Below are 23,831 nucleotides of genomic sequence, written 5' to 3'. Positions count from 1 at the left end.
GTCCCTACTCCTCCTCGACCTTCGCCCGGGTGGGCTGTCGTGAGCGTAGTTCGCCGAGTCCGACGGCGACACCGGCGCACACGCACAGGGCCGCGAAGACCAGCAGCCCCTGGGTGTAGTCGCGGTCGAGCAGCGTCGGGTTGTCCGGTTTCGCGCCGAACCGGCCGAGGACCGGGATTGCGATCAGAGTCGCCGGACCGAGCAGGACGAGCACCGTCACCGCGCCGCGGGCGACCGCCCGTGGCAGCAGCCGGCCACCGACCCACCCGAGCCCGAGCACCATCGGCGCCAGGATCCCGTCGTGGATCACGACGGCCGCCGCGAGCCAGAGCACGACCTCGACGATCTGGCCGAGGTCCTGCCGGCTCACCAGCAGCCAGGCTCCGTACGCCATCCCGACCGTGCCGAGGAGGATGAGCCCTCCGCGCGTCGCTCTCATCCGAGCACCTCGATCCGGGAGACCCATTTCGTCTGCATGACCCCGGGACGGTCGGGCGCGATCAGCCGGACCGGGTAGCCGTGGTCCATCGAGAGTGTCTCGCCGTCGAGCACGAGGGCCATCAGGGTCCGGTCGTCGTCGGCGAAGTTCGGCGGAAGCACCGTGTCGGCCGAGGCGCTGAACGTCTGGATCGACCGGACCCGCACCTCGCGTCCACGTGGGGCGCCGACGAGGTCGAGCAGGTCGCGGAGGCGTACGCCACCCCACTCGCCGGCGACGCTCCAGCCCTCGACGCAGGCGATCGGGAGGGTGTGGGTCCGCTGCTTCATGGCGACCAGGTCGTCCCGCGTCAGTGACCGCGTCGTGGCGCCGTGGACGACCTCGAGCCGGTAGTCGGCGCTGCTCGCCTCGGCGACCACTCCGGCCGAGTGCGCGGTGCGGTTGATCGGGATGCCGTGCGCTCGCGAGCGCGGCGAGAGGGCGGCGAGACGGCCGACACCGGGAATGGTGCCGGCGGCGAAGAGCACGGCGGCGGCCACCGCGGAGGTGCCGGCCAGGGCCAGTACGCCTCGCCTGCTGACCGGGCCCGGGCGGACCGCGTTGGGCCGGTCGTGGGAGGTGTCGTCGACATCGCCCTTCAGGGCGTCACGGACGACCGGCAGCTTCACGGCGATGTGGACGATCAGCGCTCCGACGGCGACGAACGCGAGCGCGTAGTGGGTGCTGCGGAAGCTGAAGCCCCACGGATACCACTGGGCGACGTTGAGGAGACCGGTGGCGAGCTGGACGATCGACGTACTGACCAGGACGGCGATCGAGCCGCGCTCCAGCGCGGTCGGCAGCGCCTCGCGGACCTGCCGCGGCAGCGGCTGGAAGAGCTTGGGGAAGACGACCCACAGCTTGATCAGCAGCAGCGGGATCGCCGCGGTGCCGGCGGCGACGTGCAGGCCCTGGGTGACCCGGTAGAACCACGACGGGCTGGCCGGGAGCGGCACCGGTTGGTGGTCGACCTGGGCGTAGTGGCTGATCAGCCCGGTCGCGAGCGCGACCAGGAAGCAGATCCCGAGCCACAGCCCGACCCGTGCGGCGACCGCGGCACTGCGCAGGCGTGAGGTGAACGAGTCCTCCGAGGGGATTCTCATGCGGCGTCCTCCACGAGTACGGCGACCCAGCGGTCACCGGCGGGGGTGAGCGGGGTCGGGGCTGACGGGCGGGGCAGTGTCCGCGGATGCGGGAGCGGCTCGAGCCGTCTCACCGCGAGTCCGACCTCGGTGGCGATCGATCCGATCGCGTCGGCGCCGACGACCGCCCACGGGAACTGCGAGGAGCCGCCGCAGTCGCAGACGAGCTCCGCGAGCAGCGGGCCGCTCGGTGTCCCGGGCGGATGCACCTCGGCGACCACCCGGCCACCCGGCACCAGCAGCCGGCGTACGCGGGCGAGGAGGGCGAGCGGGTCCCCGCCGATCCCGAGGTTGCCGTCGGCGAGGAGAGCGGTCGCCCACCAGCCCTCGCCGGGCAGGGGTTCGAAGAGATCGCGACGGACCGCGCGACCGCCGCGGGCCTCGGTCTGGGCAACGGCTTCCGCGACGACGTCGACGCCGAGCGACGGCAGGCCCCGAGCGGTGAGCGCTTCGGTCATCCGGCCCGGGCCGCAGCCGAGGTCGACCGTCGGTCCGGCGCAGTGCGAGAGCAGGGCGAGGTCCGCGGCGTCGGCGGTGCGGGTCCAGTCCTCGACCGGGAGTCGCGAGGATCTGCCGTCGACGCTCACCACCCGGCACTCCTCGCGGGCGAAGGCATGCGCGAACGCCGTCTCGGCCGCCACCGCGGTCATCGGGCGACCCGCGCGATCTCGGCCGCGGTCATGGCGAACCGGGTGCTCGGGGCGGCCGCGGCGACGGGCGCGACGTCGGCGAGGTGGTCGACGTCGCGCAGCCGCTCGCCGGCGGTGACCCGCAGGCCGAGTGCTTCGAGGGCGGAGCGGGTGGCTGCGTACGTCCGGGAGGTGGACATGGGGACGTCGCGCAGCGCGTTGGCGGCCGACGGGTCGCGGAGCGCCAGGGCCCACCAGCCGCCGTCCTCGGCCGGAGCGAGCACGGCATCGGCCGCCCCCAGCCCGTCGGCCACGGCCAGCAGTCCGTCCGGGGTCACCTGCGGGGTGTCCATGCCGATCTGCACCACCGGTCCGGTGACCTCGGAGTGCGCGTGGGCGAGTCGCTCGCCGAGTCCGTCTCCGCGTTGCGGGGCGAGGGTCCACCCGGCGAGAGCGGTCCGGATCTCGTCCGCCCGGACCCCCTCGGCGAGGTCGCCGGAGAGGGCGAGCCGGCACCGGTCCGGTCCCACCGCCAGCGTGCACGCCTCGATCGTGTCCAGCAGCGCGGCCGCCGCGACGGCGGTGGCGACTGTCTCCCCGACACCGGCCGCGAGCCGGGTCTTCACCAGGCCGGGCACGGGTGCCTTGGCGACGAGGAGGAGGGTCGGCGTCGTCACGAGAGCACCCGCCAGAAGTCGTACGCCGCAAGCAGGCTGCCGCGCACGGAGCCGGAGACCTTCGAGCGGGTCCCGGCGGTCCGAGGGTGGTAGTCGACGTCGATCTCGTGGACCCGCCAGCCGGCCCGGGCCGCGCGATCGAGGAGCTCGACCGGATAGCCCGAGCGCCGGTGCTCCACGCCGAGCCCGAGCAGCGCCTCCCGGCGGGCCGCGCGCAGCGGGGCGATGTCACGTACCCGCAGGCCGGTGCGCCGCCGCAGCGCGGTCAGGACCAGTCGGTTGCCGACCAGGGCGTGCCACGGCTGGGCGCCCCGGGCCACCGGCCTGCGGCGGCCCAGCGCCAGGTCGGCCTCGTCGCGCCTGATCGTCTCGACCAGGGGCAGCGCGGCGGCGGGATCGAAGGAGCCGTCGCCGTCCATCACCACGACGTAGGGCGCGGTCGCGGCCAGCAGGCCGGCGTGCACCGCCGCCCCGTACCCCGGCCGCGACTCCGACACCACCCGCGCCCCCTGCGCGCGGGCGACGTCGGCTGTGCCGTCCGTCGAGCCGTTGTCGACGACGATCACGGAGAGTCCTGCCGGTACGCGCGGCAGCAGCTCGCGCAGGGCCGCTGCCTCGTCGCGGCAGGGCAGCACCAGGTCGATCTCCAGGTCGGTCTCTGGGTCTGTGTCGGGGCTGGTTTCGGGCATGCGATCGACTCTAGGAACGCACCGCCGCCGATGGGGCCCGCAGATCTTACGGTCCGATGACGGGCCCGTGCGCCGGCGGTCATCGAGCCGTCGCGGACCTACGCTCGCAGTCGTGAACTCCTCAGCTCACCGCGCCACCACGGTGGGGCTCGTCGTCACGGTCGCCCTCGTCGTGACGGCCGTCGTCGTGCCGCCCCTCTTCGACTGGCAGGTGTGGCCACGGGTGCACCTCGACGACGGCACGTTCGCCCCGCTCCACGGATACCCGCAGGTCAAGGTGGGTATCGGCACGCTGCCGGCGGTCCTGCTCGCGCTCGCTGCGCTGCGCTGGGCAGACCCGATGGCGAGGCTGCTGCCGTGGCGACGCCTGCTCCTGGTCGCGTACGCCGCCGGGCTGGTGTGGCTGCTGGCGCTGGCGCTGGTGGATGGCCCCGAGGGCATCTCACGGGTGCTGGGGAACCCGACCGAGTACCTCGAGACGGCCAGGTCGGTCGACGACGTCCCGGGGTTGCTGCGGGAGTACGTCTCGCGGATCCCCTACGACGCCCCGACGGGGAACTGGCCGGTCCACATCGCCGGGCACCCGCCCGGGATGGTGCTCTTCTTCGTGCTCCTCGTGAAGGTCGGGCTCGGCGGGGATCTGGCCGCCGGCCTGGTCGTCACGATGATCGCCGCGACCCTGCCGTTGGCGGTCATGACGACGGTCCGTGCCCTCGGTGCCGAGGATGCCGCCCGGGCGGCGGCGCCCTACCTGGTGCTGTCCCCGAGCGCGGTGTTCCTGGCGGTCTCGGCCGATGCGGTGATGGCGGTCGCGGTCGCCTGGGGAATGTGCTGCCTGGCCCTCGCCTGCCGGGTCGGGGCCGGCGGGCACTGGCCGTGGGCGGTTCTCGCCGGCCTGCTCCTCGGCTACGTCGTGATGATGTCGTACGGCCTCCCGCTCACCGGCGTGCTCGCGCTGGCCGTGCTCTGGCTCGGGAGAGGCTGGTGGGTGCTGCCGGTCGCGGTGACCTCGGCGCTCGCGGTCGTGCTCACCTTCGCGGCTGGCGGTTTTGCCTGGTGGGACGCGTATCCGGTGCTGGTCGAGCGCTACTGGGACGGGCTGGCGCACCAGCGTCCCGGAGCCTACTGGACCTGGGGAAACCTGGCTGCGCTCGCGATCAGCGCAGGCCCGCTCGTCGGCGCCGGGCTCGGTGCCACCTGGGCGGCCCGCCGTCACCGAGCCGACAGGGTGGTCGTCGTCCTGGTCGCGGCCGCGGTGATCATGGTCGCCCTCGCGGACGTCTCCCAGATGAGCCGGGCGGAGGTCGAGCGGATCTGGCTGCCGTTCATAGCCTGGCTCACCCTCGGCTGCGCCCTCCTGCCCGAGCGCTGGCGCCGCCCTGGCCTGGCCCTCCAGCTCGGTACCGCCCTGCTCGTCCAGCACCTCCTCTACACGAGCTGGTGACAGCGGGGGATCGGCTACGACCGCAGGGGAGCGGTGGCGAAGGCGGGGAGACCGATTTCGGGGAGCACCTCGGCGCGGAAGCCGAGCTCCTTCTCCGCCAGCTGCGGGGAGGCGACGACATGGCGTACGTCGCCGATCCGGTAGCGCCCGGTGACCACCGGCGTCACGTCCGAACCTGTTCCGCGCGCGACCAGCGCCGCCACCTCGCTGATCGTGACCGGGTGCCCGGACGCGACGTTGTAGGCCGCCAGCTCGCCGGGTGACCGCTCGGAGGTCGCCTCGAGCGCCGCCAGGTTGGCGCGCGCCACGTCGTCGACGTGGACGAAGTCGCGCTGCTGGCCGCCGTCCTCGAAGACCTGAGGCGCCTCGCCCCGCTCCAGCGAGGAACGGAAGATGGCGGCGACCCCGGAGTAGGGCGTGTCCGCGGGCATGTGTGGCCCGTAGACGTTGTGGTAGCGCAGTGCGATCGCCGTCGCGTCGGCCTGGCGTGCCCAGGCGGAGGCGTAATGCTCCTGGGCGACCTTGCTGGCGGCGTACGAGCTGCGCGGGTCGAGCCGGGCGGACTCGGCCACCGCCGCCCACGCCAGTGCGCCGCCGCAGAGGTCGCAGTGGTTCTCGAAGTCGCCGGAGTCGAGCGCGGACCGCGAGCGCGGCGGCGGGACCCGGTCGCCGTGGGTCGCGCAGACGTAGCGGCCCTCGCCGTAGACGACCATCGAGGATGCGAGCACCAGCCGGGAGACCCCGTGCTCGCTCATCGCGGCCAGGAGCGCGGCGGTGCCGAGGTCGTTGTGCGCGGCGTACAGCGGGAGGTCGGCCACCGTCACCCCGGCGCCGACGACCGCGGCCTGGTGGCAGACCGCGTCGATGCCGTCCAGCAGGTCGCCCCAGCCGCCGGCGTCGCGGACGTCGAGGAGGTTGGTCCCGGGCGGCGCCGCGGCGGTCTCGCCGTGGGCCATCGGCAACAGCACGTCGACGCGTACGACCTCGTGCCCGGCATCCTCCAGGACCCGGCCGATCGCGGTGCCGATGAAGCCGGCGGACCCGGTGAGCAGGACCCTCATGGGATCTCGTAGGCGAGCTGCTTGCCCTCGGCCCAGGTCGAGCAGGGACAGCCGAGCGGGTCGGGCAGGCCCCCGATCGTGTCGGTCAGGATGGTGCGCATCCGCTCCAGGTTGGCGGCGAAGAGCGCGTAGACGTCGTCCTCGTCGACGCCCTCGCCCTCGGCCGCACCCGCGTCCATGTCCGTGACCAGGCACAACGGCGCGTAACACATCCGCAGCTCGCGGGCGAGCGCCGCCTCCGGGGCGCCGGTCATCCCGACCAGCGTCCAGCCCTGGGCGGCATGGTGGACCGACTCCGCGCGCGTCGAGAACCGCGGCCCCTCGATGACGATGAGCGTGCCACCGGACTTCACGGACGGGTCGGCGGACACGTACGCCTTGGCGATCCGCGCGCAGTAGGGGTCGGCCAGAGGCACGTGGGTCGCGCCGGTCTCCACGTAGCTGGGGATCCGGCGCCAGGTGCGGTCGACGAGCTGGTCGGGGGACACCAGGTCGCCGGTGGCGACGGCATCCGGCCGGAGACCGCCGACGGCGCTGGGGGAGAGCACCTGGGTCACGCCGAGCGACTTCAGCGCCCAGAGGTTGGCGCGGTAGGGGATGGCGTGCGGCGGGTACTCGTGCGAGCGGCCGTGGCGGGGCACGAAGGCCACCGACCGGCCCGCGACGGTGCCCACCGTCACCGGCGCGGAAGGATCGCCGTAAGGGGTCTCGACCGCCACCTCCTCGGCATCGGTCAAGAACTCGTAGAGCCCGGTCCCGCCGATGACCCCGACCTCGGCGAGGCCTGCCTGTCCCATGTCCAGCCCAGTCATGCCCTCACTGTGCCAGCGCTGGTGCCTGGGCGACAGAGGCCGACGCATCCGTCACCGTTCGGTAATACCTGCCGAAGGCGGATCGCTGTCGGTGGTCGCGGGCACAATGCGACGGCGTGGGAAGACGTACGTCGCTGGGCGCGCTGGTCGTCCTGCTGGCGCTCGCCGGCTGGGCGATCTCCTTGTGGCTGCCCGAGGAGGCGCCGGCGACACGACATACCCCTCCGGTGGCGATCCCGCAGCCTTCGCCGGGGCCGGTCGACGTGCCCGAGGCACGCGGTGCTCTCGCCGCGTTGGCGACGGTCGCGAGGCGGCCCGACGGGCTGGCCGGCTACGTACGCTCGTCGTTCGGCGGGGGCTGGGCGGACAGCGACGGCAACGGGTGCAACCAGCGCGACGACGTGCTCCTGCGCGACGCCGTCGAGGTGCTGACCCGGCCGCAGGGCAGCTGCGACCACGACGTGCTCGCCGGGACATGGGTCGACCCCTACACCGGCAGACGCCTGGTCTTCACCGACCTGAAGGAGCCCGGGCAGGCCCGGGCGATCCAGATCGACCACGTCGTGCCGCTCGCGGAGGCCTGGCGCTCCGGCGCGAGCGGCTGGTCCCCGGACCGGCGCCGAGCCTTCGCGGACGACCTGGGCAACCTGCTCGCCGTCGACGGCCCGACCAACATGGGCAAGAGCGACGACGACCCGGCGGGCTGGCGTCCGCGGAAGGGGTTCCAGTGTGCGTACGCGGCGCGCTGGATCGAGACCAAGACGCGCTGGTCGCTCGCCGTCGACGACAGCGAGAGGCGGGCGCTCGGAGAGATGCTCGGCTACTGCTGAGCGTCCCGAGAATGAGACTCAGACGGCGCGGCGGTAGTTGGCCATCGCCCGGTCGTAGGCCGCCCACGCCCGCCACGACTCCAGCGCCCGTTCGCCCTGGGGCTTGAGGCCGTCGACCTTGTGATAGGAGTCGCCGCTCGCGTACTGCGACTCCCGGCCCGTCACCAGCGAGAGCAGCATCGGCAGCACGCTCTCGTCGGTGACCGTGATCGTGGCGACCTGGAAGGTCTCGCGTACCCACTCGGCCCGCTGGTCCGAGCCGAGGACGAGCACCACGGGCAGCTGCGAGGCCCGGGCGATCGCGTCGAGGATCGGCCCGAGTCCGTCGGGCACCCACCGGGCGTCCGACGGCGCGGTGGGTGCCTTCGGGATGCTCATGGTCGTGTACGCCGGGAGCGGGCCGGTCAACGGGCTGGCGATCTTCTCGACCGCCTTCGGTGCCGGGTCGGGAGCGACGTCCGCAGCGACCTCCGGGGCGGGCTTGTCGCCGGCCCTCCGGCGAGGCCTGACCGCGGGGATCTTCGAGGTGAAGTTGAAGCTGCCGGTGCGGGTGGGGTCGAGGTGGCGGCCGGGCATCGGCTCGGGCGCCCGGCCGAGGGCCGGCGTCGGTGCAGGTGCGGTGGCCGTCGTGACCAGCTCGGCCGCATGCTTCCCGTGCGGGCGGATCGATCCGTCGGCGGCGAACTCGAACAGTGCGACCCGGACCTTGTCGGCCCACTCGACCGCGTCCACCGTGAAGCCGGCCCGGCTGTAGAGCGCGACCGTCCGGGCGTCGTAGGCGTAGCCCGCGCCGCGTACGGCACATACGCTGCGGGCCTCGGTCGGTGCGCGGGTGAGCACGACCTGGGCGACGACGACGTTGTCGGGGCGTCCGCCGATGATGTCGACGTCGGCGGCCGCGGTGCTGCCCGAGGGGGCGGCGTCGGGCCAGCCGAGGGATTGCAGATGCTCCGCGGCGTACTTCTCGGCGTCTTCGCCCGTTCTGGGCTGCCTCGGGGGTGCCAACGTAGGGGTCCTTCCTCGATCCTCCACTCGGGCCTCCCTGCCCGATCGAGATTGGGGAGGATGATAGGCCCGCCGCGTACGTCTTGTCCGGCGGGGTGGCGAATCCGGCCGGGCTGTTCGCTCCTGGCGGATCCAGTCACGTTTGTCGGCGCTCGCCGCTAGCGTGATCTTCATGAGGCGCCCGCATGAGAACGTCGCTACGGTCCTGGTGGACCCGCGCGTTCTGGGCGACATCGAGATCCAGCTGATGTCGCTCGACATGCCGTTGTGGCGGGTGTGCGCGGCGCCGATCGTGAAGGACGGTCAGCGGCTCGCGTTCCAGGTCCGCAACCGCCTGCTGATGTCCAAGCGCGGCGAGTGGGACTGCGCCAAGGACTGGGTCCCGGTCTGGATCGGCTTCGGCTCCACCTGGGCGTTCCCCGGCGAGGCCATCCCGTGGCCGGCCCACAAGGCACTGTGGACGCTCCTGGAGGGCTACTCCGACCAGGTCCGCTACAACAAGCGGCTCGGCGGGATCCCTAGGATCCCGCGTCTGCGGGAAGCCTGCTAGCCCGGCTCGAGGAAGCGGGGCGCCGGAAGTACGCGTTCGCCGTCGGCGTGTACATGGCGACGGTCGCCACGATCACCAGCAACACGTGGATGACGCGCACCGCGACGAACACGGTTCCGAGGAGACCGCCGTCGCTGCCGAGTGCGGCCGTGACCGAGGAGCCACCTGCGATCTCGAGGGCCGCCGGGACGACGAGTGAGGCAAGACCCACGACGCTCAGGAGGCCGGTCAGTGCGAGCCGTGCGGCCCGGGAGCCGCGCACGAGGCCGGCGATGAGCGCGGCCGCGACTGCGTAGACGGCCACGCGGATGCCGAGGCCGAGCCAGTCGCCGGGTTCCATGGCGCCCTCGCCGAGGATCCGGGTCACGGCGAGCACCGACTCGATCACGCCGGCGGCGACTGCGCCCGCCCAGGCGATGCTCGCCAGCTTGATGGTGTGGGGAAGAGGTCGCTGAGGTGTCATGGGGGAAGGGTCACGGACGAGCACCGGCGAGCGGATCCCCCTGTGGAGCCATCCGTCCCCCTACGTGCGTAGGGGGACGGGTCCCTCTTCCGGTTGACGCTCGATCTGCTTCCACGTCGGGTCGATCGCGGGGAACATCGTGACCACGAAGTACGCGATCCCGCAGACCACCAGGGCCGTGGTCAGGCCGAACGCCGAGACCAGGCCGCCGCCGAGGAGGCCGCCGAGCGGCATCAGCCCCCAGGCGAAGGCCGAGATCAGCGACATCACCCGGCCGAGCACGTGGGCCGGGATCCGCTCGAACTGGATCGCCCCGAGGATCGGGTTGATGAACCCGCTGCTGGTCCCGCCGATCGCGAACACCACGAACACGACCCACAGCGGCGCCCCGAAGGCGACGACCAGGAACCGGGGGATCCCGGTGATGAGGAAGCAGACCAGGTACGTCGGGTAGCGCCGCATCCGGTCGCCGAGCGCCGCGGCCACGGCCGATCCCACCGCGGAGAATCCGGAGAAGGTCGCGAACAGCAGACCGATCGTCTCGGGGCCGGCGTGCTGCTGGCCCCAGACCGGCATCAGCACGCTGCTCCAGGCCAGGTCGATCAGGTTGGTCAGCGCGACCATGAACGCGATCCCGAGGAGGACCCGGTCGCGGCGGAGGAAGTGCCAGCCCTCGGCGAGCTGCGCCCGGTACGACGTCGGCCGTGCGGCGTGCTCCGCGGGTTCCGGTCCTCGGGCTCGCGTCAGCCCGGCGGTCGTCGTGGCGAGCACCAGAGCACCGAGAGCGAATGAGGCGGCGTCGATCACGATCGCGTCGGTTGCGCCGACCAGACCGATCAGCAGGCCCGCCGCGGCGGCGCCGAGCATGGAGGCGGTGCGCTCGACGAACGAGTGGAGCCCGGTGGCTTGCTCCGTCGGTACGCCGGCCGCCTCGACCAGCTGCGGGATCATCGAGGACTTCGCGGAGTCACCGGGACCGCGCAGCGCGCCGGCCATGGCAACGAGAAGCAGCAGGATCGGGAAGTGCAGGAGGCCTGCTGCGTACAGAAGGGGGATGAGGCCGACCACGATGGCCGAGCCGAGGTCGCAGGCGATCGCGACGCGGCGCGGACCGATGCGGTCGATGACCGGGCCACCGAAGATCTTGCTGAGCACCAGCGGGGTCATCTCGAAGAGCGCGATCAGGCCGGCCTTGGCGGGACTGCCGGTCGTCTCGAGCACGAACCAGGGCAGCGCCAGCATCGAGATGCGGGTGCCGACCAGCGAGATGGTCTCGGCGGCGAGCCAGCCGTAGAGGGGGAGCTTCATGGCCTGTCTCCAGTCATCTCTCGTCGTCGGTGCCGAGGTGGCCCGGCAGCGGGAAGACGTGGAACTGGAACATCACGGCTTCGCCCTCGGGCTCCTCCTCGAGGTCGTCGATGAGCTTGTTGACCTGCGCCTCGACGCGCGATGCCTGGGCGGATGTCAGCCGGACGACGCGGTCGTTGAGGCCGAAGGTCTCGCGCCACTCCTGAGGGAGGAGCGCGCGCTCCTCGATCGCCTCCTGGAGGCGCTGGGCGTAGATGGTGACGACCGTCTGCAGGTAGGCGTCGAGAGTCTCGCGGCCCTCGGGGGTGTCCGGCACGTCGCTGTCGCCGGTCACGGTCGCCTGGTGCGCGGCCTTCCACCAGCGCTCCCGGGCGTTGCCGCGGCTCTCGTCGTCCTCGATGAACCCGTGCTGCGCGAGCTGCCGAAGGTGGTAGGACGTCGCGCCGGAGTTGATGCCGAGCCGGGCGGCCAACGTGGTCGCCGTCGCCGGTCCGTCGACGCGAAGGATCCCGAGCATGCGTACGCGCACGGGGTGTGTGAGGGCCTTGAGCTGGTCGACTCCGGGGACGATCTCGCGAGCTGCCATGGGTCAACCGTAGACCGCAAAGAGATCTTTGCAAATAGATTTGTGCGGTTCGGCTGAAAATCGAGTAACCAGGTGAACAAAGCCTGGATAGCGCCGTTACCCTGTCGGGGTGACGACCCACGCTGCGCCGCCCACGCCGACCTCCACCCCGACGGTGGCGATCATCGGAGGAGGAGCCAGCGGCACGCTGACCGCGATCAACTTGCTCCGCCGCGGCGCGTCGGTGACGTTGTTCGAGTCGCGCGGAGAGGCCGGTTACGGAGTGGCCTACTCGACCACCGACGGCCGCCATCTCCTCAACGTCCGGGCCAACAACATGTCGGGTTTCCCCGACGACCGTGACGACCTGCTCGACTGGGCGGCCGAGGCCGGCATCGAGCTCGGCCCGATCGACTTCCTGCCCCGGCGCGACTACGCGCGCTACCTGCGCGACCGGCTCGCGAGCGCTGCCGAGGGCGGTCCGGGGACGCTGGAGATCGTCGGCGAGACGGTCATCGACGTCGAGCCGGTCGGTGCCGGTTTCCGGGTGCTGACCAGCGACGACGAGGGACATGTCGCCGACGCCGTCGTCCTCGCCTACGGCAACCCGCCGCCCCAGCCGCTGGCGGGACTCCCCGAGGCGCCGTGGAACCTGTCGGACCCCTGGGACGTGGCCCGGATCAGCGCCCTGCCCGAGGATGCGACCGCGCTCGTCGTCGGCACCGGCCTGACCGCCGTCGACACGACCGTCACGCTCCTCGACGACGCCCCGGACCGCCGGGTGATCATGGTGAGTCGCCACGGCCTGGTCCCCAACCCCCACGTCGACGACCAGTTCACCTCCTGGGTGACCCCGGTCCCCGAGGGCCCGCTGACCGCCGACGGCATCGCCTCGCTCGTACGCGACCAGATCGAGCACGCGGCCCGCCTCGGCGTCGACTGGCGAGCCGTCATCGACGGCCTCCGCGGCCCGACCCAGTCGATCTGGCGCCGCCTGCCCGAGCCGGAGCGCCGCCGCTTCCGCGAGGTCTACGCCCGCGAGTGGGAGGTACGCCGCCACCGCATGGCTCCGCGCATCGCCGCCCTCCTCGACGCCTACCGGGCCGAAGGACGCCTGGAGATCCTCGGCGGCGGGGTCCTCGGCTCCCGGGTCGACGGCGCCCGGAACGGAGCCGCCCAGCCGGTCATCACGCTGGCCGACGGCGACCGCGAGGTCACCGCGGTGATCAACTGCACCGGCCCGTCACCCGACATCACCCGCACCGACAACCCGCTCCTGCTCGCGCTCCAGAAGCGCGGCCTGATCGCCCCCGACCCCCTCCGCCTCGGCATCGACGTCACCGAGGACGGCCACGTCATCGGATCGGACGGCAGCGTCGTACCGAATCTTCTGACCGTCGGCCCGCCCTGCAAGGGCGCGCTCTACGAGGCCACCGCCATCCCGGAGATCCGAGGACAAGCAGCCTCCGTAGCCACCCACCTCACCGCCGAGTAGTCACTTACGTCGGCCGAGTGGGCATGCTGCTGACGCTTCGGCCGACCGGAGTGACGCTTCGGCCGACCGGAGTGACGCTTCGGCTGGGGGTGGTCAGCCGAGGTGGAGCTGGCGGTCCGTGCGCGCGAAGGTCTCGGCGGCGAGCTCGGGGTCGGCGCTGAGCTCGGGACCGGTGGCCGGGATCATCGCCTTGAGCTGGGGCTGCCAGCCGTCCCAACGGTCGGGGAAGCAGCGGCGCAGGACGTTGACCATGATCGCCGGGGCGGTCGAGGCGCCGGGGGAGGCGCCCAGGAGACCCGCGATGGTGCCGTCCTCGGCGGTGATGACCTCGGTGCCGAACTGGAGTACGCCGTCGGGGCGGATGACCTGCACCCGCTGGCCGGCGATGATCCGCTCCCAGTCCTTGCGGTCCGCGGCGGGGAAGAAGTCCTGGAGGTCGTCGAACTTCTTGCGCGGCGAGCGCAGCAGCTCCTTGACCAGGTAGACGGTGAGGTCCATGTTGGTGAGCCCGGCCCGCAGCATCGGCAGCAGGTTGTGGGGCCGCACCGAGAGGAACAGGTCGCTGAGCGAGCCGGTCTTGAGGAAGCGCGGGCTCCACCCGGCGTACGGACCGAACATCAGGTGGGTCTCGCCCTCGACGTAACGGGTGTCGAGGTGGGGCACCGACATCGGCGGAGCGCCGACGGCGGCCTTGCCGTAGGCCTTGGCGCGGTGCTGGGCGACGAGCTCCGGCTTGGACGTACGCAGGAACTCACCGGAGACGGGGAAGCCGCCGAAGCCGCGGATCTCCCGGATGGCGGCCTTCTGCAGCAGCGGCAGCGCGTAGCCGCCGGCGCCGACGAAGACGAAGCGGGAACGCAGGTGGTACTTCCCGGTCTCGTTGCGGCCGTAGATGTGCCAGAAGCCGTCCATCGTCTGGTGCAGGTCGGTGACCTCGGACCCGGTCTCCAGGTCGGCGCCCTTGTCGACCAGGGTGCGGGTCAGCATCGAGGTGAGCGAGCCGAAGTCGACGTCGGTGCCGGCGTTGGTCCAGGTCGCGGCGACGGGCTCGTCGGCGAGGGACTTCGCGGACCGACCCGACAGCAGCAGCGGCGCCCAGCCCTTGATGACCTCGGGGTCCTCGCTGAACTCCATCCCGCCGAAGAGCGGGTGGGCCGACAGCGCCTCGTAGCGCTTGCGAAGGTAGTCGACGTTCTCGGCACCCCACACGAAGGACATGTGCGGAACGGTGTGGATGAACTTGTCGGGGTCCGGGATCCGGCCGTTCTCGACCAGGAAGGACCACAGCTGACGGGAGAGCTGGAACTGCTCGTTGACGTTGACGGCCTTGGAGATGTCGACCGAGCCGTCGGCCTTCTGCGGGCTGTAGTTGAGCTCGCACAGCGCGGAGTGGCCGGTGCCGGCGTTGTTCCACGGGCCGGAGGACTCGACGGCGAGCGAGTCGAGCCGCTCGATCATCTTGATGGACCAGCTGGGCTCCAGCTCCTGGAGGAGCACGCCCAGGGTGGCGCTCATGATGCCGCCGCCGATCAGCACTACGTCAAGAGGTTCGTCCACAGGTCTTTTGTCTCGCTTTTGGGGCCGCAATGGTTAATCGGGGTCCTTAGATCGGTCTAACTTGTGGGCAACTTCACTGCCCGGACCCGATCTGTTTCTGTCCGCCATTGTGGCCCACCGCACATGCCGGGGACAGATCAGGGTGGAGTTACGCTCGGCCGGTGCCACGCCTCTCTGACTCCCATCGTGCCTGGATCGACGAAGCCGTACGCCGCGTCGAGGCCGACGCGCAGCGCTCGGCCGACACCCACCTGCACGTCGTTCCGCTCCCCGTCCGCGACGGTGCGAGCGGCGGTGTCGATCTCTATCTGAAGGACGAGTCGGTCCATCCCACGGGCTCGCTGAAACACCGTCTGGCCCGGTCGCTGTTCCTCTACGCGGTCTGCAACGGCTGGCTCCACGAGGGCTCGACGGTCGTCGAGGCCTCTTCGGGATCCACAGCCGTCTCGGAGGCCTACTTCGCCGGATTGCTCGGGCTGCCGTTCGTCGCGGTGATGCCGCGCTCGACCTCGGAGGAGAAGGTGCGCCTGATCGAGTGGCACGGCGGCCGCTGCCACTTCGTGGATCGCGCCCCCGACATGTACGCCGAGGCCGAGCGCCTCGCCCGCGAGTGCGACGGCCACTACATGGACCAGTTCACCTACGCCGAGCGGGCCACCGACTGGCGCGGCAACAACAACATCGCCGAGTCGATCTTCGACCAGATGTCGCAGGAGCGACACCCGGTGCCAACCTGGATCGTCGTCTCGGCCGGCACGGGCGGCACCTCGGCGACGATCGGCCGCTACCTCCACTACCGCCGTCACCCCACCAGGCTGCTGGTCGCCGACCCGGAGAACTCCGCCTTCTACGGCGGCTGGGAGACGGACACCTCCGACTACGCCACCGGCATGCCCTCGCGCATCGAGGGGATCGGCCGGCCGCGGGTCGAGCCGTCCTTCGTCGGCGGGGTCGTCGACGACATGGTCCAGGTCCCCGACGCGGCGTCGATCGCGACGATGCGCTGGCTCTCGACCCGGATGGGCCGCTCGGTCGGCCCCTCGACGGGCACGAACGTGTGGGCATCGCTGGGTGTCGTACGCGAGATGGGGGAGGCCGGCACCGCGGGCAGCGTCGTCTCGCTGCTGTGCGACTCCGGGGAGCGCTACCGCTCGTCCTATTACGACGACGGCTGGGTGAGCGAGAAGGGCATCGACCTGGCCCCGTACGCCTCGGCTCTCGCCGACTACGAGCGCACCGGCGTCCTCGTCGACCCGTCCTGACGCGCCCAGATCCGCAGTCCCAGCGTCATCACGGCCCAGACAGCGGCGATCAGCGCGATCTCGCTGAGGATGTAGAACGGCCACGGACCGAGCAGGTCGAGCATCGAGGCGAACTCCGGCTTGCGCCGTAGGTAGCCGTAGTTCGCGTCGAGGACGAGGTTGAGGACGTACGCCACGACGGCCCACGCCGCGGTGGTCGCGACCGTCCAGCCGTAGCCACGCCAGCCGGGTAGCAGCTTGAGCCCGAAGACCAGGTAGACGGCGGCCAGCACGACCATCAGGTGCATCACCCAGAAGGTGATGTAGCTGACGTCGGGGAAGTCCATCACGTCCGGGGTGAACACGCCCTGCGTGGTCAGCGTGAGGCCCCAGAAGCAGGTCAGCGCGGTCGGGTAGGGATGGTGGGTCCACAGCGCGATCGCCGCCGCGATCCACGCCAGATCGCACAGCTGGACCGGCAGGTCGATGAAGAGGTCGAAGTCGGTGACCCACTCGTGAGCCAGCAGCGGGATCACCGTGAGCGGAAGCGCGAGCGCGAATCCTCGGGAGAATCTCGACGGCTTCGCGTCGGTCCGCTGCCGCCTGCCCAGCCAGACCACGGCCACGATCCCCGCTGTGAGCAGGGACAACGGCACCAGATGGGTCAGACCGAAAGCCTGCATATCGGAAGTCTGACGGGATTCTCGAAAAAATTCTTCCCAACCCGCGTCATGGGTGGGCGGGTGGCCCGTTTCATCGGCGAGAAGTTCGTCCGCCGGTGGGGGGCGGACGAACTTCAAGGTGGCGGTCCCTCTGAATGCACACCGCGGGGGTGGTGTGCAATCAGAGGGACGCCTCGCCTTGTGGGGTGTGTTCAGGGAGCCGTTCCGGTCACCGCGGTCGCATAGAGGTCCTCGTCGTGATGGATCTCCGTGAGGAGCCCCTGCTCCCGCATCAGGCTCGCGGTGACGGGCGCCTGCTCCTGGCCGGCCTCGATCACGAGTACGCCCCCAGGGGCCAGATGCTTCGGCGCCTGCTCGATCACGCGACGCTGCACCTCGAGCCCGTCCGGGCCGCCGTCGAGAGCCACGTGGTGCTCGTGGTCGCGCGCCTCGGGAGGCATGTTCCGGATCTGGTCGCTCGGCACGTAGGGAGCGTTGGCCACGATCACGTCGAGCTGGAGGTCGTGGGGCAGCGGGTCGTACAGGTCGCCGAGGAGCACCCGGCTCGGCGGCAGATTCTGTCGTGCGCACTCGACCGCGGCCGGGTCGATGTCGGTGGCCCAGACCTCCGCGTCCGGGACACGTGCTGCGACGGCGGCGCCCAAGGCACCGGTCCCGCAGCCGAGGTCGAGCACCTTCCGGGCCGCGCCGCGCCCAGCCGTTCTGCAGGCGAGCTCGACCATCAGCGCGGAGCGCTGCCGGGGTACGAACACTCCCGGCGCGACCCGGATCCGGAGCCCGCAGAACTCGGCCCAGCCCAGGATGAGCTCCAGCGGCTCGCCGGCGACGCGGCGTACGACCATCTCCTCCCGCTCGCGGGCGGTGACCGGGGCGGACTCGAGCAGCGCCGCCTCGTCCTCGGCGAAGACACAGCCGGCGGCGCGGAGCCGGGCGACGAGCCCCGGATCGGGAGATGTGGAGGTCATTGGAGAAGATTGGCACGTGGACGCCGTGACCCTGATCGGATTTATCGTGGCCGGATATGCCGCCTTCGTGACGATCGCGGCCGTGCTCGGCGTGGTGCTGAAGGCGCCGCGGCCGAAGTGGCTGGACCAGGTGTCGTGGATGCTGGAGATCCTGGCGGTCGTGCTCGCGATCGGAGCACTGGCGGCCTGGTCGGGCGGACGCAAGCCCGAGTCGCTGTCGACCTTCCTGGGCTACCTGGGGGCGCTGGTGTGCCTGATGCCGCTGGCGCTGCAGACGATGCGCGCGGACCGCTCGACCTGGTCCTCGGGTGTGATCGCGGCAGCGGCCCTGGCGACGGGTGTCGTGGCCGTACGCGTCATGATGGTCCGGTGACCGAGACCTCCGCCAAGACCCGTTCCGGTCCGCATCTGGTGCTGCTGACCGTCTATGCGATCTTCGTGCTCGCCGCGGGAGCCAGGTCGCTGGTGCAGGTCTTCACCCACTTCGACGAGGCCCCGATCGCCTACTCGCTCTCGGTCGTCGCCGCGGCGACGTACGTCGCCGGCTGGTTCGCGATCCGCCGGGCGGCCGCCGGGTCGGCGGGGTTCGCGAAGGTCATGCTGTGGATCGAGCTGGCCGGCGTGATCGTCGTCGGTGTCCTGTCCTTGGCCGTGCCGTCCTGGTTCCCGGACGACTCGGTATGGTCGAAGTTCGGGAGCGGATACGGATTCGTTCCCGCACTGTTGCCGATCCTGGGTCTGCTCTGGCTCTGGAGAGGTCGACCCGAAGGAGAACGATGAGTCAGTCGACAGCCACCGCCATCTCACCTGACTCGGGGGAGCACTGGTCCGCTCCCGGTGCGTGGACGGTCGCCGACGGCGTACATCGGATCCCGCTGCCGCTGCCCATGGACGGGCTCAAGGCGGTCAACATCTACGTCCTCGAGGGCGACGACGGGCTCTCGCTGGTCGACGGTGGCTGGGCGATCACCGAGGGGCGCTCCGCCCTGGAGGCCGGGCTGAAGAAGCTCGGCTTCGGCTTCGGCGACATCCGCAGGTTCCTGGTCACCCACGTGCACCGCGACCACTACACGCTCGCCTCGGTGCTCGGTCAGGAGTACGGCGCGGACGTCCTCCTCGGCGCCGGCGACCGGCCCACCCTCGAGCTCACCAACGGTCATCTCGACGGCTGGGTCTCCACCGACCGGATCCTCGCCCACGCGGGGGCGCACGAGCTCGCCGCGGAGTGGGCCGCGAGCCCGCCTCCCGTGCCGGACCTGTCCCACTGGCGGATGCCCTCGCAGTGGTTGGAGGGCGACGTACGCCTCGACGTGGCCGGCCGCGACCTCGACGCCGTGCACACCCCCGGGCACACCCAGGGCCACTACGTCTACGCGGACCTGGCCGGCTCGGTCCTGTTCGCCGGCGACCACGTGCTGCCCACGATCACGCCGTCGATCGGCTTCGAGCCGGTGCCGGTCGTCGACCCGCTCGGCGACTTCATGGCGTCGCTGACCAAGGTCAGGACCCTGCCCGACCTGCGACTTCTCCCTGCACACGGCCCAGTCGCCTCCTCCTCGCACGCCCGCGTCGACGAGCTCCTGGCTCACCACGAGTCGCGGCTCGCCCAGTCGCTCGCCTCCTTGCAGGCCGGTCGCCGGTCGGCGCTGGAGGTGGCCAACGACCTCGGCTGGACCCGCCACGAGCGCGCCTTCGCCGAGCTCGACTACTTCAACGCCGGCCTCGCGGTCATGGAGACCAAGGCCCACCTCGAGCTGTTGGCGGCGCGCGGTCAGGCCACCCGTGAGGAGACCGAGGCGAGCGTGCTGTTCGCCCCCGTCAGCGAGTGAGCCGCATCGGGGTGTGCGGGATGTCGTCCTCGAGGAACTCCTCGCCGTCCTTCACGAACCCGAACTTGGCGTACCAGCCGGCCAGCGGCGACTGAGCGTCGAGGACGACGTCGCGGTCGGTGACGGCCTCGACGGCCGCCTGCATGATCACGTCGGCCAGGCCCTGGCCGCGGTGGGAGGGAGCGAGGACGACGCGGCCGATCCGCCACACGTCGCCGTCGTCGAGGATGCGGGCGGTGCCAGCCAGCCGGTCGCCGTCGCTCAGCACCACGTGACGGGTCCCGGGCTCGAGGTCGCGGCCGTCCAGGTCGAGGTAGGGGCAGTCCTGCTCGACGATGAAGACCTCCTGCCGGAGCTGCCACAGGGCGTACGCGGTCTTCGGGGGAAGGTCGTCGAAGGACGAGATGGCGACGTCGGTCATGGCTGAATTCTCGCAAGCAGTAGTGTTGGCGGGAACAGACAGGGGAGGCCGGGAGGCCTGAGAGTGCGGCGAACAGCGCCGCAGACCCTCCGAACCTGCTCCGGTTGATACCGGCGAAGGGAGTCAGGAATGCGCATGCGTACGCCTGCCATCGCTGCCACTGCGATCACTGCGGTCTCGGCGCTGATGCTGTCCGCCTGCGGGAGCACTCCCGCCGAGCCGGACGCCGACAAGTCGAGCGGGTCGAAGGGGACCGACGACAAGGCGGTCGTGCTGCTGACGCACGACAGCTTCACGCTGCCGAAGGAGGTGCTGGCCGAGTTCACCGATAAGACCGGCTACACCGCCGAGATCCGGCACGCGGGCGACGGCGGCGAGCTGACCACCAAGATCGCCATGGACACCGGCAACCCCGACGGTGACGCGGTCTTCGGCGTCGACAACACCTTCGCCAGCCGCGCGATCGACCAGGGCGCGCTGGCGGCCTACACGCCGAAGACGGTCCCGGCCGGGGTCGACGAGTTCAACCTCCCGGGCGACGAGAAGCACTTCCTCACCCCGGTCGACAACGGCAGCGTGTGCGTCAACATCGACACCGAGTGGTTCGCGGCGAAGAAGCTGACGCCGCCGGAGTCGCTCGACGACCTGGCCGAGCCGGCGTACAAGGATCTCTTCGTGACCCCCGGTGCCGCGACGTCGACCCCGGGGATGGCATTCCTGCTGGCGACCGTTGCCGAGTACGGCGAGGACGGCTGGGCCGACTACTGGGCCAAGCTGATGGACAACGGCACCAAGGTCGTCGACGGCTGGGACCAGGCCTACTACTCCGACTTCACCCAGGGCGGCGGGAAGGGGACGCGGCCGATCGTCCTCTCCTACGACTCCTCGCCGGCCTTCACCGTCAAGGACGGGGCGTCGACGACGAAGGCGCTGCTGGACACCTGCTTCCGTCAGGTCGAGTACGCCGGCGTGCTCGAGGGTGCCGACCACCCCGAGGGCGCCCAGGCGCTGATCGACTTCCTGCTCTCCGACAGCGTGCAGAAGGCCTTGCCGGAGAGCATGTACGTCTTCCCCGTCTCCTCCGGCGTCGAGCTGCCCGCCGACTGGGCGAAGTTCGCGCAGCAGCCCACCGAACCGCTCTCCGTCGAGCCCGATGAGATCGACGAGAACCGGGAAGCGTGGCTGGCGACCTGGAGCGACACGATCGCGCAGTGAGCTCCACCCGTCGTGCTGTGACCCGGCGAATCGCGACTCTGGTCGCGCTCGCCGCTCTCCCGGTGGCCGTGTTGGCGGTCTTCTTCGTCCTGCCGGTCGTCGGGATGGTGCAGCGCGGTCTGTTCTTCGAAGGGTCCTTCGATCCGTCGGTCGTGTCCAGGATCATCGGGCGCCCGGAGATCCAGCGGGCGCTCTGGTTCACGCTGTGGTCCTCCGGGCTGGCGACGGTGCTGAGCGTCGCGCTCGGGCTGCCGGCCGCGTACGCGCTCTATCGGCTGAGCTTTCCGATGCAGCGGGTCATCCGGGCGGGGCTCCTGGTGCCGTTCGTACTCCCCACCGTCGTCGTCGGGGTCGCCTTCCGCGAGCTCATCGGTGAGGCCGGGCTGTTGGCCGGGTGGGGGCTCGACGGGACGCCGACCGCGATCATCCTCGGTCTGGTCTTCTTCAACGCCTCGGTGGTGATCCGCGCGGTCGGGGCGGCCTGGGAGTCGCTCGACCCGCGTCCCGGTGAGGCTGCTGCCGCGCTGGGTGCCTCGCCCGCCCGGGTCCTGCTGACGATCACCCTGCCGGCGCTGCGGCCCGCGATCGTCTCCGCGGCATCGGTGGTCTTCCTCTTCTGCGCCACCGCGTTCGGGATCGTGCTCACTCTCGGCGGGGTGCGCTACAACAGCATCGAGACCGAGATCTACAAGCTGACCTTCACCCTGTTCGACCTTCCGGGCGCAGCCGTGCTGTCGGTGCTCCAGCTGGTGGTCGTCATCGGGTTGCTGGTCGTGGCCGGCCGGCTGCGCTCGGTGCCGGATCCCGCGCAGTCCCGGGTCGTCGTACGCCGCCGGCGGGTCTCGCTGCGAGACATCCCGGCCCTGTTGTCGACGTCGGTGCTTGTCCTGCTGGTCGCCGGTCCGCTGCTCGCCCTGCTGCTCGGGTCGCTGCGGGTCGAGGACCGGTGGAGCCTCGGGAACTACGGCGCCCTGCAGACTCCTGGGTTCGATCCGCCGCTGCCGGTGCCGGCCACGACCGCGCTGTTGACCTCGCTGGCGGTCGCGGTGCAGGCCTCGCTGGTCGCGCTGGCCCTCGGGCTGCTGGTGGCCTTCGCAGTGACGCGCCGGTCCCGTTCCGTGGCCGAGCGGCGGGTGCGTTCCGTGCTGGACGGGCTGTTCATGGTGCCGCTCGGGGTCAGCGCCGTCACCCTGGGGCTCGGGCTCTACCTGACCCTCGGGTCGGCCCCGCTCGACTTCCGCGACGAGCCGTGGCTCGTGCCGCTGGCGCAGGCGTTGGTGGCGTTACCGCTCGTGGTGCGGACGTTGGTGCCGGTCCTGGCGTCCGTCGACGACCGGCTGCGCCAGGCCGCCGCCGGGCTCGGCGCCGGGCCGTTGCGCGCGGTCATGACCGTGGACGTACCTGCCATCTGGAAGCCCCTCCTCGCCTCCTCCGGCTTCGCCTTCGCGGCGTCGCTGGGGGAGTTCGGCGCGACCTCCTTCCTCGTCCGCGAGGAGAACCCCACCCTTCCCGTGGTCATCCTCCGGCTGCTGTCCCGCCCGGGCTCGGACAACTACGGCATGGCCCTCGCCGCCGCCTGTGTCCTCGCCGCCGCCACCGCCGTCGTGATGCTCCTCGTCGAGCGTCTCCGCGTCCCTTCGATCGGAGCACTGTGATCCGAGAAGTCACCCCCGTCGGCCGAGGCGTCACGTACGTCGGCCGAGTCGTCACGACCGTGCCGTCTCGGCCGACGGGGCTGACGCTTCGGCGGGATCGAGGTTGCGATGCTGTCGCTGCGTGAGGTGTCGGTGGCGTACGACGGGAAGGCGGCCGTCTCGGACGTCAGCCTGGAGCTGGCGGACGGAGAGGTGCTGGCGCTGCTCGGGCCGTCGGGGTCGGGGAAGTCGACGCTGCTGCGGGCCGTGGCCGGGCTGGAGCCGGCGGCGGGGGAGATCAGCTGGGACGGGCGGCCTCTGCGTGGGGTGCCGACACACAAGCGTGGCTTCGCGCTGATGTTCCAGGACGGGCAGCTGTTTCCGCACCTCAGCGCCGCTGACAACGTCGCCTACGCGATGCGGTTGCGCCGCATCCCGGCCGCCGATCGTACGAAGAAGGTCGCCGACCTGCTGGAGCTCGTCGGCCTGGGCGGCTATCAGGACCGACTGCCGGGGACGCTGAGCGGTGGCGAGCGACAGCGGGTCGCGCTGGCGCGGGCGCTCGCGGTCGAACCGCGGCTGCTGCTCCTCGACGAGCCGCTCTCCGCGCTCGACGCCGGACTGCGGGAACGGCTCGCCGGCGACCTGCGGCGGATCCTGCACGAGGCCGGCACCACGGCGCTGATGGTCACCCACGACCAGGAGGAGGCCTTCGCGGTGGCCGACCGGATCGCACTCCTGCGAGACGGTCACCTGGTGCAGGAGGGGACCCTGCGGGAGGTGTGGGCGACGCCGACGGACACCTGGGCCGCCCTGTTCCTGGGCTACGCCCGGGTGCTCGAGGGGCCGGCGGCGTACACGGTCCTGAAGGCCGCCGGGATGGCACCGGCCGGTGCGGTGGCGCTGCGCCGCTCCGCCTTCGTCGCCGATCCGGCCGGACCGCTCGCCGGCACCGTGGTCTCGGCCAGGGCGACGCCGGAGCAGCACCGGCTCGTCGTACGTCTCGATGGTGTCGGCGAGGTCGATGCCGTCGCCGACTCGGCGCCGGCGCCAGGGGAGTCGGTCACGCTGAGGGTCGAGCCGAACAGGTTGGCCATCCCGGAATCGTCAGAGCAACCACCCGCCACTTAGAATTAGC

General features: G+C 71.4%; 26 protein-coding genes and 1 riboswitch. Of the genes, 11 read left to right on the top strand and 15 right to left on the bottom strand.

The window, feature by feature from the left end:
* Window positions 1-4 precede the first annotated feature (4 nt).
* The 5 genes from ACIRON_RS01825 to ACIRON_RS01805 are packed head-to-tail and all read right to left on the bottom strand — an operon-like array spanning window position 5 to window position 3,615.
* On the bottom strand, window positions 5-439 hold the full coding sequence (locus ACIRON_RS01825) for a hypothetical protein (RefSeq protein ID WP_402988169.1): 435 nt from the start codon (window positions 437-439) through the stop codon (window positions 5-7).
* On the bottom strand, window positions 436-1,581 hold the full coding sequence (locus ACIRON_RS01820) for a molybdopterin-dependent oxidoreductase (protein ID WP_402988166.1): 1,146 nt from the start codon (window positions 1,579-1,581) through the stop codon (window positions 436-438). Before ACIRON_RS01820 ends, ACIRON_RS01825 begins: the two co-directional genes overlap by 4 nt.
* Window positions 1,578-2,270 (bottom strand): methyltransferase domain-containing protein, encoded by a 693-nt coding sequence (locus ACIRON_RS01815; RefSeq protein WP_402988163.1) that lies wholly within the window; start codon window positions 2,268-2,270, stop codon window positions 1,578-1,580. The genes ACIRON_RS01820 and ACIRON_RS01815 overlap by 4 nt, the downstream gene beginning before the upstream one ends.
* A complete protein-coding gene (locus ACIRON_RS01810) occupies window positions 2,267-2,926 on the bottom strand; it encodes a DUF2064 domain-containing protein (RefSeq protein ID WP_402988160.1) in 660 nt (219 codons plus the stop codon). The genes ACIRON_RS01815 and ACIRON_RS01810 overlap by 4 nt, the downstream gene beginning before the upstream one ends.
* Window positions 2,923-3,615, bottom strand: a complete 693-nt coding sequence (locus ACIRON_RS01805; RefSeq protein ID WP_402988157.1) for a glycosyltransferase family 2 protein — start codon at window positions 3,613-3,615, stop codon at window positions 2,923-2,925. The genes ACIRON_RS01810 and ACIRON_RS01805 overlap by 4 nt, the downstream gene beginning before the upstream one ends.
* A 112-nt stretch (window positions 3,616-3,727) precedes the next feature.
* Between ACIRON_RS01805 and ACIRON_RS01800 the strand changes: the two genes are divergently transcribed.
* A complete protein-coding gene (locus tag ACIRON_RS01800) occupies window positions 3,728-5,059 on the top strand; it encodes a hypothetical protein (RefSeq protein ID WP_402988155.1) in 1,332 nt (443 codons plus the stop codon).
* Window positions 5,060-5,073: 14 nt separating this feature from the next.
* On the opposite strand, the gene ACIRON_RS01795 is transcribed toward ACIRON_RS01800, so the two are convergent.
* A complete protein-coding gene (locus ACIRON_RS01795) occupies window positions 5,074-6,120 on the bottom strand; it encodes an NAD-dependent epimerase/dehydratase family protein (protein WP_402988153.1) in 1,047 nt (348 codons plus the stop codon).
* Complete coding sequence (locus ACIRON_RS01790) at window positions 6,117-6,932, bottom strand: S-methyl-5'-thioadenosine phosphorylase (RefSeq protein WP_402988150.1); 816 nt, start codon at window positions 6,930-6,932, stop codon at window positions 6,117-6,119. The genes ACIRON_RS01795 and ACIRON_RS01790 overlap by 4 nt, the downstream gene beginning before the upstream one ends.
* 116 nt (window positions 6,933-7,048) lie before the next feature.
* Here ACIRON_RS01790 and ACIRON_RS01785 point away from each other — a divergent pair, with 116 nt between their 5' ends.
* Complete coding sequence (locus ACIRON_RS01785) at window positions 7,049-7,762, top strand: HNH endonuclease family protein (RefSeq protein WP_402988149.1); 714 nt, start codon at window positions 7,049-7,051, stop codon at window positions 7,760-7,762.
* Between the two features lie 18 nt (window positions 7,763-7,780).
* Here the strand turns inward: ACIRON_RS01785 and ACIRON_RS01780 are convergent, their stop codons facing one another.
* Window positions 7,781-8,767: a restriction endonuclease gene (locus tag ACIRON_RS01780; protein WP_402988146.1), complete on the bottom strand. Its 987-nt coding sequence runs from the start codon at window positions 8,765-8,767 to the stop codon at window positions 7,781-7,783.
* A gap of 172 nt (window positions 8,768-8,939) precedes the next feature.
* On the opposite strand from ACIRON_RS01780, the gene ACIRON_RS01775 reads away from it, so the two are divergent.
* The gene (locus tag ACIRON_RS01775; protein WP_256328524.1) at window positions 8,940-9,317 is read left to right on the top strand and encodes a hypothetical protein; all 378 of its coding nucleotides are present in this window, start codon (window positions 8,940-8,942) and stop codon (window positions 9,315-9,317) included.
* Here ACIRON_RS01775 and ACIRON_RS01770 read toward each other — a convergent pair.
* Genes ACIRON_RS01770 through ACIRON_RS01760 form a run of 3 tightly spaced genes read right to left on the bottom strand, consistent with a single transcriptional unit; the run spans window position 9,286 to window position 11,674 of the window.
* Window positions 9,286-9,780 (bottom strand): hypothetical protein, encoded by a 495-nt coding sequence (locus ACIRON_RS01770; protein WP_402988144.1) that lies wholly within the window; start codon window positions 9,778-9,780, stop codon window positions 9,286-9,288. The two genes, ACIRON_RS01775 and ACIRON_RS01770, sit on opposite strands and share 32 nt — an antisense overlap.
* Window positions 9,781-9,840: 60 nt before the next feature.
* Window positions 9,841-11,088, bottom strand: a complete 1,248-nt coding sequence (locus ACIRON_RS01765) for an MFS transporter (protein ID WP_402988142.1) — start codon at window positions 11,086-11,088, stop codon at window positions 9,841-9,843.
* Window positions 11,089-11,101: 13 nt separating this feature from the next.
* Window positions 11,102-11,674, bottom strand: coding sequence for an ArsR/SmtB family transcription factor (locus ACIRON_RS01760; RefSeq protein ID WP_402988140.1), 573 nt, complete (start codon window positions 11,672-11,674; stop codon window positions 11,102-11,104).
* A 109-nt stretch (window positions 11,675-11,783) separates the two neighbouring features.
* Between ACIRON_RS01760 and ACIRON_RS01755 the strand changes: the two genes are divergently transcribed.
* Window positions 11,784-13,148 (top strand): FAD/NAD(P)-binding protein, encoded by a 1,365-nt coding sequence (locus ACIRON_RS01755; protein WP_402988137.1) that lies wholly within the window; start codon window positions 11,784-11,786, stop codon window positions 13,146-13,148.
* Window positions 13,149-13,241: 93 nt separating this feature from the next.
* On the opposite strand, the gene mqo is transcribed toward ACIRON_RS01755, so the two are convergent.
* On the bottom strand, window positions 13,242-14,705 hold the full coding sequence (gene mqo, locus ACIRON_RS01750) for a malate dehydrogenase (quinone) (RefSeq protein WP_402988135.1): 1,464 nt from the start codon (window positions 14,703-14,705) through the stop codon (window positions 13,242-13,244).
* A gap of 161 nt (window positions 14,706-14,866) precedes the next feature.
* On the opposite strand from mqo, the gene ACIRON_RS01745 reads away from it, so the two are divergent.
* Window positions 14,867-15,967 carry a PLP-dependent cysteine synthase family protein gene (locus tag ACIRON_RS01745; protein ID WP_402988133.1) on the top strand — a complete coding sequence of 367 codons (1,101 nt, stop codon included), beginning with the start codon at window positions 14,867-14,869 and terminating at the stop codon, window positions 15,965-15,967.
* Here ACIRON_RS01745 and ACIRON_RS01740 read toward each other — a convergent pair.
* Complete coding sequence (locus tag ACIRON_RS01740) at window positions 15,931-16,629, bottom strand: TIGR02206 family membrane protein (RefSeq protein WP_402988130.1); 699 nt, start codon at window positions 16,627-16,629, stop codon at window positions 15,931-15,933. The genes ACIRON_RS01745 and ACIRON_RS01740 overlap by 37 nt on opposite strands.
* 191 nt (window positions 16,630-16,820) lie before the next feature.
* Window positions 16,821-17,594 (bottom strand): putative protein N(5)-glutamine methyltransferase, encoded by a 774-nt coding sequence (locus tag ACIRON_RS01735; RefSeq protein WP_402988127.1) that lies wholly within the window; start codon window positions 17,592-17,594, stop codon window positions 16,821-16,823.
* Between the two features lie 16 nt (window positions 17,595-17,610).
* Between ACIRON_RS01735 and ACIRON_RS01730 the strand changes: the two genes are divergently transcribed.
* Genes ACIRON_RS01730 through ACIRON_RS01720 form a run of 3 tightly spaced genes read left to right on the top strand, consistent with a single transcriptional unit; the run spans window position 17,611 to window position 19,423 of the window.
* Window positions 17,611-17,967, top strand: coding sequence for a hypothetical protein (locus ACIRON_RS01730; protein WP_402988124.1), 357 nt, complete (start codon window positions 17,611-17,613; stop codon window positions 17,965-17,967).
* On the top strand, window positions 17,964-18,374 hold the full coding sequence (locus tag ACIRON_RS01725; protein ID WP_402988122.1) for a hypothetical protein: 411 nt from the start codon (window positions 17,964-17,966) through the stop codon (window positions 18,372-18,374). Before ACIRON_RS01730 ends, ACIRON_RS01725 begins: the two co-directional genes overlap by 4 nt.
* Window positions 18,371-19,423, top strand: coding sequence for an MBL fold metallo-hydrolase (locus ACIRON_RS01720; protein WP_402988120.1), 1,053 nt, complete (start codon window positions 18,371-18,373; stop codon window positions 19,421-19,423). Before ACIRON_RS01725 ends, ACIRON_RS01720 begins: the two co-directional genes overlap by 4 nt.
* Here ACIRON_RS01720 and ACIRON_RS01715 read toward each other — a convergent pair.
* The gene (locus tag ACIRON_RS01715; protein WP_402988117.1) at window positions 19,413-19,844 is read right to left on the bottom strand and encodes a GNAT family N-acetyltransferase; all 432 of its coding nucleotides are present in this window, start codon (window positions 19,842-19,844) and stop codon (window positions 19,413-19,415) included. The two genes, ACIRON_RS01720 and ACIRON_RS01715, sit on opposite strands and share 11 nt — an antisense overlap.
* 30 nt (window positions 19,845-19,874) lie before the next feature.
* Window positions 19,875-19,983: riboswitch (TPP riboswitch) on the top strand.
* On the opposite strand from ACIRON_RS01715, the gene ACIRON_RS01710 reads away from it, so the two are divergent.
* From ACIRON_RS01710 to ACIRON_RS01700, 3 genes are all read left to right on the top strand, one after another.
* The gene (locus ACIRON_RS01710) at window positions 19,980-21,059 is read left to right on the top strand and encodes a thiamine ABC transporter substrate binding subunit (protein WP_402988114.1); all 1,080 of its coding nucleotides are present in this window, start codon (window positions 19,980-19,982) and stop codon (window positions 21,057-21,059) included. Its footprint overlaps the riboswitch before it by 4 nt.
* Window positions 21,056-22,714 (top strand): ABC transporter permease, encoded by a 1,659-nt coding sequence (locus ACIRON_RS01705; protein ID WP_402988111.1) that lies wholly within the window; start codon window positions 21,056-21,058, stop codon window positions 22,712-22,714. The genes ACIRON_RS01710 and ACIRON_RS01705 overlap by 4 nt, the downstream gene beginning before the upstream one ends.
* Before the next feature lie 108 nt (window positions 22,715-22,822).
* Window positions 22,823-23,824 (top strand): ABC transporter ATP-binding protein, encoded by a 1,002-nt coding sequence (locus tag ACIRON_RS01700; protein WP_402988108.1) that lies wholly within the window; start codon window positions 22,823-22,825, stop codon window positions 23,822-23,824.
* Window positions 23,825-23,831: the final 7 nt, after the last annotated feature.

The organism is Nocardioides sp. NPDC101246, assembly GCF_044767415.1.
Lineage (GTDB): Bacteria > Actinomycetota > Actinomycetes > Propionibacteriales > Nocardioidaceae > Nocardioides.
The sequence above is the reverse complement of the archived record's forward strand: the minus strand, read 5'-3'. Positions and strand labels throughout refer to the sequence as shown.